Here is a 13,554-nt window from a genome sequence, read left to right on the forward strand (position 1 = left end):
TAAATACCTCAAAAGCAGAGTTTTGCCAGGGCTTATCCTGGCCTGAAAGGGATGAGCGGGTTGAGGAACAGCCCGCGGATTCCCGTAAGGGACACCGGGGCCGCGACTGCAGAAAAACACAGGCAGTCCATGTCCTGGGTGGCGATGGGCCTGTGTACCTGCCCCGGCTCGCGTAACACGAAATCCCCCCGCCCATATATACCATTGTGATCGGAAAAACTGCCATGCAGTACCAGGGCGAATTCCTGCCCACGGTGATCGTGTTTTGGCAGACCACTGCCACTGCGCAGGCAGTGGAAAGCCACCTCGTAATCCCTCTGCCCAGACTTGAGCCGACACATTTGCAGGTTCCGAGTCAGGGTTTTCCATCGCCGGTTAGGGTTGCTGGCCAATAGTTTATTCAGAACTTTGGGCAAATGATCCATGGCCGGCTCCCCGCCAACCGGTACTGGAGTGGGGGTATCTTCGCTTTTATGAATGATCTTCTCTGGAATCTGGCCGATACGTTCCATCAGTCGCTCGAAAGCATTGGCTTGCAGGGGTTGTGCGGGACTTCCGTTGAGGAGTGAGCCACCGAGATTATTTAAGGTAGACAACTGGGAGCGACAGTCGGCACACATCTGTACATGGGCAGCAACAACCAGGCTGGGGCCGCGGGCCAGGCTGCCGGAGGCGTATTCCAACAGAAGATTTTCATCCGGGTGGTGGCGAATCATTCGGCGTTCACCTGACGAACCTGGCTTGTAATTTTTTCATGGCCAAGCGCACACGGGATTTGACCGTACCCAGGGGAAGGCGCAGTTCTTCGGAAATTTCGCTGTGGGATTTTCCCTCCATATAGGCCTTTTCCAAAATATGGCTCTGCTCTGCGGGCAGGGCGCTGAGGCCGTCGGCGATATCGCGTTCGTTGCGTTTATGTTGCAAAAATAACAGGGGCTGGTTTTCCAGGTTTTCATCCCAGATATCGGCCACATCAACATCGCTGTCGCGATTCTGGTGGCGTAGACTGCGGCGCAGCATATCGATACGGCAATTGCGCATAATGGTAAATATCCAGGTACTGGCCGAGGCTTTGCCCTGGTCAAAACAGGGGGCCTTATGCCATACCTTGAGCATGACTTCCTGAACCAGCTCATCCGCCGCTTCGGCATTGAGTGCCTGGGTGCTGCGGCTGTGGTGGAAGCCCTTGATCAGCGGGGCAAAATGTCGGAATACACGCTCGAACGCCTGGCGATCGCGCTGGGCGCCAACCTGCGTCAGTAGCCTGCTCCAGTCATCCTTGTAATCCTGGGAAGCTTTCACCGCAATTCCATTGCCGTTGTGTCTTAGTCTATGCGCCATATTAGCGCTCTCTACTGTGATGTCGATCTTTTACTACGCTTGTGCTCGGCAAATGGATTGGGCTTTTTTTACTTTGGCGCTGTGATCTGCCTTCCGCAGGCTAACGTAAATGATAGGGATAGCGCTGGGGAATACGGTGGAAGGGAAGATGAGCAGCCGAACATTGGTTAAGGAAGTGCAATCCTATTATCGGGATTTCTTGGTTAGGGATCCCGCCGAGCTATCGAAAATATACAGCGATAAAATTGTATTCCGTGACCCTTTGCACCGGATTGAGGGGCTGCCCGCTCTGAAAACATATTTCTCTGGTATGAGCCGCGGGCTCACCCAGTGCCGTTTTCGTTTTGAAGAGGCTTCAATTACCCATGATAGTGCTTGCCTGCCCTGGTATATGCACTATGCGCACCAGTCTTTGAAAGGTGGTCGGCCGCTGCGCTTGCGCGGCTGCAGTTTGGTGCGCTTTTCAGACAAAGTGTTTTATCACGAAGATTTTTACGATATGGGGGCGATGGTCTACGAACAGGTGCCGCTACTAGGTTCTCTTGTGCGCAAAATTAAACTGCGCCTGGGGCAGGGCTGACTGGTGGCGGAAATTCGCGATAAGACACTATGGATTACGGGGGCCAGTTCCGGTATCGGCCGAGCCCTGGTCCTACGTCTTGCCGATCACAATAATTTTGTGATTGCCAGCGGACGCCGGCGTGAAGCCCTGGCAGAGTTGCAGCAGTTTGCTCCCACGCGCATTCGCATACTCGATTGCGATGTGGCCGATGACAGTGCCATGGCCTCTACTTTTGAGCGTCTCAAGGATTTAACCGATCACCTGGATGGGGTGATCGCCTGTGCCGGCACTTGTGAATATGACAATGATTTACAGCTAGAAACCGCTATGTATCGGCGGGTATTTGACGCCAATTTCTTTGGCGTCGTGAATACTCTGCGTTGTGCTTTGCCTCTGTTGGCTGCCAGCAAGTCTCCACTTTTTGCCGCATTAGGCAGCTTATCTTCGGTTGTACCTTTTCCCAGAGCGGAGGCCTATGGCAGCTCCAAAGCCGCGCTCGATTACTTTTTGGCATCGGTACGTGCGGATACCTGCCATACAAACCTCAAGGTCGTGCTGGTCCGCCCGGGATTTGTCGACACCCCCCTTACCGCGCAGAACGACTTTGACATGCCTTTTTTGATTAGCGCGGAGCAAGCAGCGGAGTATATTGAGGTGGGGTTGTCTCGCAAAAAATCCATAATCGATTTTCCTCTGCGCTTGAGCCTGCCACTGCGTTTTCTCGGATTTTTCCGTTCTCTTTGGTTTCGTTTTTGCACACCAAAAATAAGTAGGATTCGTACCTTAAGGAAGAGTTGATGCGTATTGCCATCGTCGGGAGTGGAATTGCCGGCATGACGGCGGCTTATCTTTTGAGCCGCAAGCACGAGATCACCGTATTTGAAGCGCAGGACCGACTGGGTGGGCACACTGCGACGGTCGATGTGCAGGAAGGTGATCGCACCCTGGCCATCGATACCGGTTTTATTGTGTATAACGACTGGACCTACCCGAACTTTATTCGCCTGCTCGATGAGCTGGGCATCGAGTCCCAGCCGACCTCCATGGGTTTCAGCGTGTGCTGCGATCAGGAGGGCTATGAGTATGCCGGCAATAACCTCAATACATTATTTTCTCAACGCTCCAACCTTCTCAGCGCCGGTCACTGGCGCATGCTGTGGGACATAGTGCGATTTAATCATACGGCCACGCGGGACTGGCGCGAAGGGCGCTTGCATGAAGGCCTGACCCTCGGAGAGTACTTGCCGGCGAATGGTTACTCGGCAGAATTTGCCAATCGCTACCTGGTTCCCATGGGGTCGGCGATTTGGTCAGCCAGTGTGGCGCAGATGCTCGAATTTTCGGTAAGTTTTTTTGTGCGTTTCTTTTTCAATCACGGCCTACTCAACCTGGTGCGACGGCCCCAGTGGCGAGTGATTAAAGGGGGCTCCCGCTCCTATATTCCCACACTGATTGCACCTTATGCCGACAGGGTTAGGCTCTCTACTGAAGTGCAATCTGTCAGACGTAGGGAGCAAAATGTGGAGCTGCTGACTTGTACGGGTGAGCAACTCAACTTTGATCAGGTAGTGTTCGCCTGCCACTCGGATCAGGCGTTGGAGTGTCTTGAAGATGCCTCTGGGTTGGAGCGGCAATTGCTCAGAGCCATTCCCTACGCACGCAATAGCGTGGTATTGCATACAGATACCAGTTTATTACCACAACAAAGGCGCAGCTGGTCCAGTTGGAATTACCGGCTAGGAACTGAGCGCGATGAGTTACCGGTGCTGACCTATAACATGAACATTTTGCAGGGGCTGACAACAGATAAAACTTACTGTGTCACCCTGAATGCCGAGGATCGTATCGCCCCAGAAAAGGTGCTTGCGCGCTTTGAATATGCCCATCCCCAGTTTTCTGTAGCGGGCACTCGTGCCCAGCAGCAATGGACGTGCATTAATGGGGTAAACCGCACTTGGTTTTGCGGTGCTTATTGGGCCAATGGTTTTCATGAGGATGGGGTGAGCAGCGCTTTGCGAGTCGCCGAGGGATTGGGAGTAACCTGGTGAAGGGGAAACCTTAATGGAGGCCGCAACAATGGAGAGCGCCATTTACACCGGTTGGGTCCAACATCGCCGCTTTTCCCCCCGCCAAAATGCCTTCCGCTACAAGGTTTTTATGGTGTATCTAGACTTGGCGGAGCTAGAGCAATTTTGTGCACTCTCTCCCTGGTGGTCGAAAAAGCCATGGGCTCCAGCCCGTTTTCGCCGCGAGGATTTTTTTGGCGACCCGGAATTCAGCATTGATGAGGCCGTGCGCCGCAGGGTTGAGGCGGTTGCCGGGGAACGCCCGCAAGGGCCCGTGCGTATGCTCGCCAATTGGCGTTACTTTGGCTACAACATGAATCCTATCAGTATCTATTACTGCTTTGATGGCGAGGGCAGGGAAGTGCGTTGGTTATTACTGGATGTTCACAATACCCCCTGGAAAGAGCGCCACAGCTATGTGCTGGATTGCCGCTCCGGGGCGCGGGTGCAGAAAGTGGCTTTTGCCAAGACTTTTCATGTCTCCCCCTTTATGCCCATCTCCCAGGGCTATCATTGGAGAAGTATTACGCCGGGTGATCGCCTCACTGCTTATTTACAGAATTTTGATCGATGTGGCCAAGGGGAGGAAGAGCGTCCTCTATTCGATGCCATACTGAGCCTGCGCCGTTGCGAGCTGAGCGCAGGCCTTCTCAATCGTATTCTGGTCCAGTATCCATTTATGACTGCAAAAGTGATTGCCACCATTTATTGGCAGGCGCTGAAGTTATGGTTCAAGCGCACTCCTGTCTATGCGCATCCCGGTGACAGGGGCAAAGTTCAGGGAGGGGAGAAGCATTTATGAATCCAGAGCAAACTTCGCGGGCAACCGTTGGAGAGGAGAGTCAGTCTTGGTTAGTGCGACTCGCGCGCAAGCTGGTCTTGGCTAAGATGCAAGTGGTAGAGCGGGGCCACCTGCTGATTGAAGATGGGGAAGCCAGTTACCATTTTGGCCAGCCAGTGGAGCAGGCAGCGGTGCGGGCGCATATTCGCGTTCGGGATGCCAGTGCCTATGTACAGGTACTGTTAAACGGCACCATTGGTTCGGGCGAAGCCTATATGCAGAACGCCTGGGACTCTCCAAACCTGTTGGATGTGATCCGCCTGATGGTCGATAACATGTCCCTGATTGAGAGTATGGATAGCCGTGGGAGTCAGCTGCCCCGCATGGTGTTACGCGCCTTGCATAACCTCAACAATAATAATCGCAGGGGTTCCCGCAAAAATATCGCCGCGCATTATGATCTGGGAAATGACTTTTTCCGCTTATTTCTCGATAAAACCATGCTCTATTCCTCGGCCATGTTCCCCTCTGAGCAGGCTACCTTGTACCAGGCTTCTGTTCACAAAATGGAGCATATTTGCCAAAAGTTGCAATTAAAACCCGACGATCACCTGCTGGAAATCGGCACAGGTTGGGGTGGCATGGCTATTTACGCGGCAAAACACACAGGTTGCCAGGTAACCACCACGACAATCTCTGCAGAGCAATATGAGTATACCCGCCAGTGGGTGGAGCGTGAGGGACTGCAAGATAAGGTGCGTGTGCTGTTACAGGATTATCGGGACTTAGACGGCAGCTTCGATAAATTGGTTTCTATTGAAATGGTGGAGGCGGTGGGGCATGAATATCACCGTAAGTTCTTTTCCATTTGTAGTCGTTTACTAAAAGAAGATGGCCTGATGTTTATGCAGGCCATTACTATTTCGGATCAGCGCTACCATCAATACCGCAAAGACATCGATTTTATTCAGCACTATATTTTTCCCGGTGGTTGCCTGCCATCCAATCAGGTTATTGCTCAGCAGATTGCCACCGCTACTGATATGCAGATTGTGGGTTTGGAGGATATTACTGCGGACTATGCGCGCACACTGAGGCACTGGCGCAACGCATTTTTGAGCAGGCTGCCACAGGTGCGCAACCTGGGTTTTGATGACCGTTTTATTCGGATGTGGGAATTTTATTTGTGCTACTGCGAAGGTGGCTTTATGCAGAGGGTGATCAGTACCGCTCAGTTTGTCTTTGCCAAGCCGCGCGCTCTTATCGACTGATATGTGGCGCTTTATCGCCAATGCTTTGCTGTTTGATATTGCCTGGCCCCTTTGTGTGATCGTTGCGCGTCCCTGGATTGTTGTGCCGTTTACGCTGGTCAATTTATTTATTCACTTGTTTTTTGTCGCTAACCTGCGCAGAGAGCCTTTGTGGTTGGGGGGCGTGTTTCTTTTTGGCGTGGGGGTGGACTCGGTACTTTTTCATCTGGGAGTATTGCAAAACCTCAGTGGTATTTCCTGGCCTCCCATCTGGCTGGTATGTCTGTGGTTAAATTTTGCCATGACACTGCGCTACAGCCTGGTATTCCTACAGCGTAATTTATGGCTGGCTGCGTTGTTAGGCGGCTTTTTTGGTCCTTTTAGCTATTACACCGGTGCCTTCTTGAATGGCACCGTAGAGTTGGGCCAGCCCTTGTGGCGATCATTGATGTTACTGTCGCTGCTGTGGGCGCTGATGCTTCCGGGATTTAGCTACTTGGCGCGCACTATAAACCCCGCCTATCGGTGAATGGCCGTGCAGCCGTGCAGCCGTGCAGCCGTGCAAGCTGGCGCAAAGCTTGTATTCGGCGGCCTCGCCACCTATACATACCCTACTCAATTAAAAATGTAATTTCTGGTTCAGTCACCTTATTTTACCAACGCCACCAAGGAGCCAGCCATGAAAGCTTACCTCGTGCGGGCCCTGATCTTGGTCGGGGTTCTGGGGGCACTCGATTCCAGGTGCCTATCGGAGGAAGTGGTCGTCGACGAGCGGGGTGAATTTAGCGAGATCGACCCGGGAGACGAGAATGGTGAGGGTGATGAGAACGGTGAGGGAGACGAGAATGGCGAAGATGACGGGTTTGGTACTGTCGCCGGTAGTCTGGTAATTGCTTCGGATTATATGTTCCGCAGTATCTCGAACTCGAATAATGGTCCTACCGTCCAGGGCGACCTCAACTGGACCCACGATATTGGTTTCTATATTGGCGTCTGGACAACCAATACGGACTTCGGTGGCCCCGGCAATAGTATGGAGTTTGATCCCTATGTAGGGTGGTCGGGAGATCTGCCTGAGACCGAAATTAACTTGAATATTGGCTATTGGTCTTACAACTATCCAAAGTCGGAATTTGATTTCGACTATGCCGAAACCTATCTGATCCTTAGTTTTACGGTGGATAAATTAACGATCAGCCCGAGCCTCTGGTATTCAAATAACTACTTTGGCAGAGACTTTCTCAATAATGTCGATTCTCTGGCCTATGAAGCGACCTTTAGCTTGGAGTTGGCCAGCTACATGGATATTTCTGTGCATCTTGGCGAGCAAACTTTTGAATCTTCCTACAACCATCTCAATTATGGTTATTACGACGCCGGTATAGACTGGAAAATCAGTGATTACACCCTGGGTTTACGTTGGTACGATACCGATGGTGTCGATCCATTCCTGGCTGCCAAGAATCTAACCGATGGGCGCTTTGTTTTTAAAGTCACTCGCAGCTTTTAGAGTAAATCATATACGCTTTTTGCCTGATCTACGTCGGCGAAAATTTCACTTCGAATCTTCTTTTTTGACCCCAGTGAAGCCTCCGCTCATCGACCATCTACTCAATCATCTACGTAAAAAGCTATGGTTGGAAGCCATGTAAGCTGGCATAGGGTTGGAAATTAAATTTAAAAAAACCCTATGCCTTCCCAGCTCAGTTAAGTTTGCGGGTTCATCCACTAATCCTGCGCTTACCTGGTATTGAGTAGGGCTTAGCGCAGAGAGCGCTCCGGTTTTTTCTCGCGCTGGCTGCTTTCCCAGCCACTCGCCACATAGCTCTCTGCCGTGGATGGCTTTAGTAATGACTTACCCAGAATATGATCGGCGGCTTTCTCGCCAATCATGATGGTGGGGGCGTTGAGATTGCCATTGGTGAGGGTTGGCATGATGGAGGAATCTACCACGCGCAGGTTTTCTATGCCGTGTACCCGGCATTCGGGATCCACTACGGCCATTTCATCCGTGCCCATACGACAACTGCCGGCAGGGTGATAGGCGGTCTCGGCGGTTTCGGCGAGCCAATGGTCGATCTCATCGTCACTTTGCACGTCCGGTCCCGGAGAAATCTCCCGCCCTCGGTAAGGGTCCATGCCTGCCTGGGCAAAAATCTCACGGGTGAAGTGCAGGCCAGAGCGAAAGGCTTGCTTGTCCTCTTCATGGTCTAAGTAGTTGAAGACCATTTCCGGTGCGGCTGCTGGATCTGCCGATTTGAGTTTGACCCAGCCGCGGCTGAGCGGTTTGTTTGCGCCCAGGTGTACCTGAAATCCATGCCCTTTCACCGCACTGGAGCCATCGTAAGCGATGGCGCCGGCGAGGAAGTGGTACTGGATATCCGGATATTTAAGGCCGGCGCGGCTGCGAATGTAGCCATTGGATTCGAAATGATTGGAAGCGCCCAGGCCCCGTTTGAAGAGTAGCCAGTTGATGCCAATCCAGGCCTTGCCCAGTGGCCCGAGCCAGCCGTTGAGGGTGATTTTCTGTTTGCATTCCTGCTGCACCCAGACCTCGAGGTGGTCCTGCAGGTTTTGCCCGACACCAGGCAGATCGTGTACGACTTCGATACCGTGTTCCTGCAGGTGGGCCGCTGGGCCTATACCGGACAACATCAGCAACTTGGGTGAGTTGAATGAACTGGCGGAAACGATCACTTCTTTATTAGCGCGCGCGCGAAAGATTTTTCCGTCCTGCCGGTATTCCACACCTATGGCTTTCTTGCCCTGCATAATCACGTGAGTTGTGAGGGCATGCATTTTGAGTTCGAGGTTACTGCGGCTCAGAACCGGCTTCAGGTAGGCGAGGGCGGTCGAGCAGCGCACACCGTCGCGCACAGACATGTCCATGCGCCCGAAGCCCTCCTGCCGATAGCCATTGTAATCCTGGGTAAAGCCGTAGCCCGCCTGAGTACCGGCCTCAATAAAGGCGCGGTAAAGCGGGTTTTTCATATTGTTGCCGTTGCACGCGGTGATAGGGCCCTGGTCGCCGCGATAGGCGTCACTGCCATAGACACAGGTTTCGGCTCGGCGGAAGTAGGGCAGGACATCCGCGTAGCCCCAGCCGGATGCGCCGTGCTCCACCCACTCCTCGTAGTCTCCAGCGCAGCCCCGAACAAATGCCATACCGTTGATCGAAGAGGAGCCGCCAATGACCTTGCCGCGGGCCTGATGGATTCGCCGGCCATGCAGCCCCGGCTCCGGTTCGGTATAAAACTCCCAATCGTATTTAGGCATATTCAGCGGAATGGAAAACGCTGAGGGCATACGGATATAAATGGAATTATCCTTGCCGCCAAATTCCAACAGTAAAAGGCTGTTTTTGCTGTCCGCCGTCAACCGGTTGGCCAGCACGGCGCCGGCTGAACCCGCCCCCACCACGATATAGTCAACAGCCTGATCAAAGTCCTGATTACTCATCTGTTTACCCTAGGCTGACCCTGGTTCACCCTCTTCACCGGTACTGCGTGCCGCGCGCTCACGGCGCATGTGCAGGTACTGTAGATGTGCTTCGAAGTGGTCGACGATGTCACTGATGACCTGTTCGCGGGTGTACCCCATAAGATCGTAGGTCAGCCCGCCTTCCCGCAGATGTGGTTCCAGACGGTAGTAGTTGGAGCGGGGTTGCTCTGCCCGCAGGGTAAACGCTGGCATCGAGCACTGCCGCGGCCACACCTGATAGGTGAAGTCCACTTCACCGCCGAGGTCCACGTTGAGCTCCAGATGCAGATTGTCGCCCTCGTCGCCAGCGATACTGACCGGATACCCTTCCTCTTCGAGCTTCTGTTTCATCGCCTCAAACGCGGGCTGGATGGTGCGTTGTATAAATGTTTCCACCTGCTTAAACGTTGGAAAGCTGATCGCGCGCGACAGCCGCTGGGCCCAATTGGTATGCCCTTCCCGCGATATAGTTCTGCCTGAAAGATGCCCGGATAAAGACTCCTGCATGCTCGCGGATTTCAGCTTCTCAAGCTGCAGCGCTTTGTACAGCCCCAACATGATCAGCAGCAGGACAATGGCAAAGGGCAGCCCCATGATCACCACCGCACCCTGCAGGGCGGAAAGGCCACCTGTCATCAGTAGGGCAATGGTCACAATACCGATGATTGCAGCCCACAAAATCCGCATCCAGGGTTCCGCATCCTGATTGGGATCTTCGAGACGGATAGTGAGATTGGAAAGCACCAGCGAGCCCGAGTCTCCAGAGGTGACAAAGAACACGATCGACAGGATGGTTACCGCAATTGTGGTTAGCATGCTCCAGGGCAGCTGCTCGAGAAACAGATAGATGGCCGACCCGGGTTTCTCTACCGCCTGGGTGCCGAATTCTGTGGCGCCGCCCATTACCATATCGATGGCCGAGTTGCCCATGATAGCCATCCAGGCGGCCATAAATGTGAAGGGTAGAATCAAGGTGCCGATAACAAATGCACGAATGGTGCGGCCGCGGGAAATTCGTGCCAGGAACAGGCCGACGAAGGGCCCCCAGGCAATCCACCATGCCCAGAAAAACAGTGTCCAGGCATTGAGCCAATCCGTGGGTGGGGCGAAAGGATAGGTATTGAAGGACAAGCCGATAAAGTTCTGTAAGTAATCACCAATGTTGGTGACGAAGGCGTCGAGTAAAAATCGTGTCTTGCCGGTAATCAACACATACAGCATCAGCACTATTGCCAGTAACATGTTGAATTCTGACAGTCGCCGAATTCCCCGCTCTACACCGGTGGCTGCAGAGAATGCGGCGAACACCACAATCATAACTGCCAGCAGTGATTGCGTGAAGATGCCCTCCGGTATACCAAACATGTACTGTAAGCCGTAGTTCAGCTGGATGATCCCGATTCCCAGGCTGGTGGCAACGCCGAACACCGTGCCCAATACCGCGGCAATATCCACGGTATTGCCGAGAGAGCCGTAGATACGTTTACCGAACAACGGATAAAGTGCTGAGCGAATGGTAAGGGGCAGTCCATGCCGGTAGCTGAAGAAAGCCAGGGACATACCTACCAGGGTATAAACTCCCCAGCCGGAAAGACCCCAGTGCAAAAAAGTTAGCGCCATGGCATGGCGTGCCGCTTCGATACTGCCGCCCTCACCAGCAGGGGGCTCCATAAATTGGGTCACGGGCTCTACGATGCAGTAGAAAATCAGGTCGATGCCGATTCCGGCGCTGAAAAGCATGGCAGCCCATGTCACGATATTGAAATCGGGTTCTGAGTGATCGGGTCCGAGTTTGATGTCACCGAATTTGGAAATGGCCACCAGGATCACGAAGATGAGGTAGGCAACGATAGCGAGAAAGTAAAACCAGCCGAAACTGCCTGATATCCAACTAAGGACCTCGTTAATAACGCCGATTGCCTGCTCGGTAAAGATCATCGCCCAGAGGGAGAACAGCACAATACCCACGACAGAGCCATAAAATACCAGTGGCTTTATTCGCGCCTCTGCGGTGCTCGCTTTAGATGTGCTTTCCGATGATTTGGTGCTGTGCATGTCTCCCCTGCGAAAAAAGACCGACTATCCCATCAGAGTAGGCTATGCCTGACAGTCGCCGGGTGTGCTCATGGAGGTTGGGGACTACTTCAGGGCAGGCGTTGAAGATTTAACTCATAGAAATCAGCATCTCTCACAGGCTTGTTGTAATAGCTGTTATTACTCTTCATTTAATCAATAATCTGCACATAGAGGGGGTTCTTATTCACTGACCCTTGCCCGATGGGACCTCTTTAATGACTTTTTAGTCGTTCATTTTCTTGCTTTTCCCTTCTCTCGACTGGCGCCATCTTCAACCAAGAGCTAAACCTAAAGATGAAAAGCGTGACATACATGCAATCTCTAGGCTCAGGCTGTAAGAGGTGTCCGATGAAAACTGGTATTAACGCCACCGCAGGATTTTGCCTCGCCCTATTAATTGGGTGTGCTGCCCAACCGGAACAGGTACCTGGTGCCGGCGGCATCGTGATTGATACCTGGGGCGTCAATATGAACCAGTATCAAGTCGACCTCTCTGAGTGCAAGGGGATTGCCTATTCCACCTATAGCGACCAGGGTCGCCGGGGCTTAACGGGTGCCGCCGGGGGTGCAGTGGTGGGCGGTGCGCTGGGCGCTATCGTCGGTGATAGTAGCCGGGCTGCGGCGGCAGGTGCTGGTGCGGGAGCCCTGGTAGGTGGTCTCTCCGGCGCTGGTAGTGCCGGTGCCGAAGCACAGCAAATTATCAAAAACTGTCTGCGCGGGCGCGGATATCGTGTGTTGAACTAATTCCCCTCACAGGAGTTAGCCAAGTTTTCTCGTGGGTCCTCTGATATTCGGCAACCTCACAGGACTTGGCTTGGGCCGGGAAATCCCCGGCTCTTTTTTTATGTTCTGCTTACAGTGTTTAGTTGGGAACAACCATTTTAAAGCCGAAAGCAACGCGTTGATCTTTCAGTGAATACCATGGGAGTAAGTTATGGCCAGTGGCACTACCATCAATGCCTATGGGGTTATGCAAGCTGGAGGCCCCTTTAAACCGTATCAGGTAAAAGTGGGGGACTTGGGAGCAACTGAGGTGGAGTTGGAAGTGCTCTACTGTGGTATTTGCCACAGTGACCTCAGCATGATCGAGGATGAGTGGGGAGTATCCAGATACCCTATGGTTGCCGGCCATGAAGTGATTGGGCGGGTTCTTGCTTCGGGAGAGCAAGCTGGTCACTTCAAGCCCGGCACCGTTGTTGGCCTGGGTTGGAACTCCGGTTATTGTGAGACCTGCCACTACTGCCGGCGGGGCGATCAAAACTTGTGTGCCGAAGCCCAATTTACCACTCTTACTGGTGGGGGCTTCGCCGATAAAGCCCGCGCTGATATGGGCAGCCTGGTGGTGATTCCCGAGGGGGTGGACCTGGTCTCGGCAGGACCTCTCCTGTGCGGTGGTATTACCGTATTTAACCCGCTGGTGCAGTTTGGTATTGAACCCACCGCTAAAGTAGCAGTGATTGGTATCGGGGGCTTGGGACATTTGGCCCTGATGTTTCTAAATGCCTGGGGTTGTGAGGTTACCGCTTTTACTTCCAGTGAGCACAAGCGCACCGAGGCCCTGTCTCTCGGTGCCCACAAGACATTGAACTCACGGGACCCGGAAGAAATTAAATCGGCCTCTATGAGTTTCGATCTCATTATTTCTACAGTGAATGTCAACTTGGATTGGGATCTATATATCCAGGCATTAAAGCCGAAAGGGCGCCTGCATTTTGTCGGTGCTGTTGTGGACCCCATCCAGTTTACCCTTTTCCCTATGATCTTCGGTCAGCGCTCCATTTCGGCTTCCCCGGTGGGCAGCCCAGCAACCATTGAAACCATGCTCGATTTTGTTGCTCATCACCAAATCCGGCCGCAGGTGGAGATTTACCCTATGAGCCAGATTGAGGAAGCGTTCAAGCACTTGAAGTCAGGTAACCCCAAGTATCGAATCGTATTGTCTAGGGAATAGAGCGCAGGAAAGCCGCTGTAATAGAGAGTGTGAAGCTCTTCTGGTTA

13 protein-coding genes are annotated in these 13,554 nt (G+C 53.0%); 9 read left to right on the forward strand and 4 right to left on the reverse strand.

The window, feature by feature from the left end; translation table 11 throughout:
* Positions 1-32 precede the first annotated feature (32 nt).
* Both ACJJID_RS04855 and ACJJID_RS04860 read right to left on the reverse strand, forming a co-directional pair.
* Complete coding sequence (locus tag ACJJID_RS04855; protein WP_444921722.1) at positions 33-716, reverse strand: ChrR family anti-sigma-E factor; 684 nt, start codon at positions 714-716, stop codon at positions 33-35.
* Positions 717-723: 7 nt separating this feature from the next.
* Entirely contained in the window at positions 724-1,341 is a 618-nt protein-coding gene (locus tag ACJJID_RS04860; protein ID WP_152452845.1) for a sigma-70 family RNA polymerase sigma factor, read from the reverse strand.
* 148 nt (positions 1,342-1,489) lie between these two features.
* Here ACJJID_RS04860 and ACJJID_RS04865 point away from each other — a divergent pair, with 148 nt between their 5' ends.
* From ACJJID_RS04865 to ACJJID_RS04895, 7 genes are all read left to right on the forward strand, one after another.
* The gene (locus ACJJID_RS04865; RefSeq protein ID WP_172975339.1) at positions 1,490-1,921 is read left to right on the forward strand and encodes a nuclear transport factor 2 family protein; all 432 of its coding nucleotides are present in this window, start codon (positions 1,490-1,492) and stop codon (positions 1,919-1,921) included.
* 3 nt (positions 1,922-1,924) lie between these two features.
* Positions 1,925-2,701, forward strand: coding sequence for an SDR family NAD(P)-dependent oxidoreductase (locus ACJJID_RS04870; protein WP_444921723.1), 777 nt, complete (start codon positions 1,925-1,927; stop codon positions 2,699-2,701).
* Complete coding sequence (locus tag ACJJID_RS04875) at positions 2,701-3,951, forward strand: NAD(P)/FAD-dependent oxidoreductase (protein WP_444921724.1); 1,251 nt, start codon at positions 2,701-2,703, stop codon at positions 3,949-3,951. The genes ACJJID_RS04870 and ACJJID_RS04875 overlap by 1 nt, the downstream gene beginning before the upstream one ends.
* Before the next feature lie 13 nt (positions 3,952-3,964).
* A complete protein-coding gene (locus ACJJID_RS04880; protein WP_444921725.1) occupies positions 3,965-4,771 on the forward strand; it encodes a DUF1365 domain-containing protein in 807 nt (268 codons plus the stop codon).
* Positions 4,768-6,021, forward strand: a complete 1,254-nt coding sequence (locus ACJJID_RS04885) for a class I SAM-dependent methyltransferase (protein WP_444921726.1) — start codon at positions 4,768-4,770, stop codon at positions 6,019-6,021. The genes ACJJID_RS04880 and ACJJID_RS04885 overlap by 4 nt, the downstream gene beginning before the upstream one ends.
* Positions 5,987-6,529: a DUF2878 domain-containing protein gene (locus ACJJID_RS04890; RefSeq protein ID WP_444921727.1), complete on the forward strand. Its 543-nt coding sequence runs from the start codon at positions 5,987-5,989 to the stop codon at positions 6,527-6,529. Before ACJJID_RS04885 ends, ACJJID_RS04890 begins: the two co-directional genes overlap by 35 nt.
* A gap of 150 nt (positions 6,530-6,679) precedes the next feature.
* Positions 6,680-7,510 carry a TorF family putative porin gene (locus ACJJID_RS04895; RefSeq protein ID WP_444921728.1) on the forward strand — a complete coding sequence of 277 codons (831 nt, stop codon included), beginning with the start codon at positions 6,680-6,682 and terminating at the stop codon, positions 7,508-7,510.
* A 251-nt stretch (positions 7,511-7,761) separates the two neighbouring features.
* Here ACJJID_RS04895 and betA read toward each other — a convergent pair whose 3' ends face one another.
* Entirely contained in the window at positions 7,762-9,459 is a 1,698-nt protein-coding gene (gene betA / locus ACJJID_RS04900; RefSeq protein WP_444921729.1) for a choline dehydrogenase, read from the reverse strand.
* 9 nt (positions 9,460-9,468) lie between these two features.
* A complete protein-coding gene (gene betT, locus ACJJID_RS04905) occupies positions 9,469-11,535 on the reverse strand; it encodes a choline BCCT transporter BetT (RefSeq protein WP_444921730.1) in 2,067 nt (688 codons plus the stop codon).
* 369 nt (positions 11,536-11,904) lie between these two features.
* On the opposite strand from betT, the gene ACJJID_RS04910 reads away from it, so the two are divergent.
* Together ACJJID_RS04910 and ACJJID_RS04915 are read left to right on the forward strand one after the other, a co-directional pair.
* On the forward strand, positions 11,905-12,300 hold the full coding sequence (locus ACJJID_RS04910; protein ID WP_152452863.1) for a glycine zipper family protein: 396 nt from the start codon (positions 11,905-11,907) through the stop codon (positions 12,298-12,300).
* 190 nt (positions 12,301-12,490) lie between these two features.
* Entirely contained in the window at positions 12,491-13,507 is a 1,017-nt protein-coding gene (locus tag ACJJID_RS04915) for an NAD(P)-dependent alcohol dehydrogenase (RefSeq protein ID WP_444921731.1), read from the forward strand.
* Positions 13,508-13,554: the final 47 nt, after the last annotated feature.

The organism is Microbulbifer sp. CnH-101-G (assembly GCF_052466775.1).

Excerpts from the sequence above, each read along its gene's own strand:
- ACJJID_RS04855 (WP_444921722.1), bottom strand. The coding sequence starts at position 716 with ATGATTCGCCACCACCCGGATGAAAATCTTCTGTTGGAATACGCCTCC.
- ACJJID_RS04860 (WP_152452845.1), bottom strand. The coding sequence starts at position 1,341 with ATGGCGCATAGACTAAGACACAACGGCAATGGAATTGCGGTGAAAGCT.
- ACJJID_RS04865 (WP_172975339.1), top strand. The coding sequence starts at position 1,490 with ATGAGCAGCCGAACATTGGTTAAGGAAGTGCAATCCTATTATCGGGAT.
- ACJJID_RS04875 (WP_444921724.1), top strand. The coding sequence starts at position 2,701 with ATGCGTATTGCCATCGTCGGGAGTGGAATTGCCGGCATGACGGCGGCT.
- ACJJID_RS04880 (WP_444921725.1), top strand. The coding sequence starts at position 3,965 with ATGGAGGCCGCAACAATGGAGAGCGCCATTTACACCGGTTGGGTCCAA.
- ACJJID_RS04885 (WP_444921726.1), top strand. The coding sequence starts at position 4,768 with ATGAATCCAGAGCAAACTTCGCGGGCAACCGTTGGAGAGGAGAGTCAG.
- ACJJID_RS04895 (WP_444921728.1), top strand. The coding sequence starts at position 6,680 with ATGAAAGCTTACCTCGTGCGGGCCCTGATCTTGGTCGGGGTTCTGGGG.
- betA (WP_444921729.1), bottom strand. The coding sequence starts at position 9,459 with ATGAGTAATCAGGACTTTGATCAGGCTGTTGACTATATCGTGGTGGGG.
- betT (WP_444921730.1), bottom strand. The coding sequence starts at position 11,535 with ATGCACAGCACCAAATCATCGGAAAGCACATCTAAAGCGAGCACCGCA.
- ACJJID_RS04910 (WP_152452863.1), top strand. The coding sequence starts at position 11,905 with ATGAAAACTGGTATTAACGCCACCGCAGGATTTTGCCTCGCCCTATTA.
- ACJJID_RS04915 (WP_444921731.1), top strand. The coding sequence starts at position 12,491 with ATGGCCAGTGGCACTACCATCAATGCCTATGGGGTTATGCAAGCTGGA.